This window comes from Micrococcus sp. KRD096 (assembly GCF_017168495.1).
In the GTDB taxonomy this organism is placed as follows: Bacteria; Actinomycetota; Actinomycetes; order Actinomycetales; family Micrococcaceae; genus Micrococcus; species Micrococcus luteus.
Genome location: NZ_JABFAY010000037.1, coordinates 1 through 465, shown reverse-complemented (window position 1 = coordinate 465; position 465 = coordinate 1). Strand labels below are relative to the sequence as shown.

Genomic DNA, 465 nt, shown 5'->3' with positions numbered 1-465 from the left:
CACGAACCCGAAGAGCTCGTTGACGATGCGGTCGTCCGCGTCGTCGGCCTCCATGGCCGCCAGCGCGATCGGGTGAGTCGCGCTGGCGTCCGAGACCTTCAGCCACGGCATCAGCCCTCGCCCTCAACGCCCGCGAGCGCGTCCCTCTCAGCGGTCAGGTGCGGGAGCGCGGCCTTGAGTGCTTCGGCCATGCGTGCCCTCACGAGGTCTCGACGGTGTTCGCTCATCCCGGTCCACAGGGAGGTTGTGGTGGGGGCAGAGTCGCCCCATGCCTTGCTCGCCGCTTCGACGGCGGGGTGGTCGGGGGTGAGGTCAGGCATGGTTCTCTCCGTTCAGTGCGGCGCGGATGCGGGCGGCGGTGTCTCGTGCGCCGTCCGCGTAGGAGGGGTCGAGGTCGGGGTCTATCGCGCACGTGGCCGCATCGGTGTCGAACTCGTCGGCCAGCACGGCCGCGGCGAGCACGGC

Annotated in this window: 1 protein-coding gene; it reads right to left on the bottom strand. The window is 70.8% G+C overall.

Annotated elements, in window-relative coordinates; all coding sequences use genetic code 11:
- Positions 1 to 110: 110 nt before the first annotated feature.
- On the bottom strand, positions 111 to 320 hold the full coding sequence (locus J1M41_RS11245) for a hypothetical protein (RefSeq protein WP_206451768.1): 210 nt from the start codon (positions 318 to 320) through the stop codon (positions 111 to 113).
- Between the last annotated feature and the right edge of the window lie 145 nt (positions 321 to 465).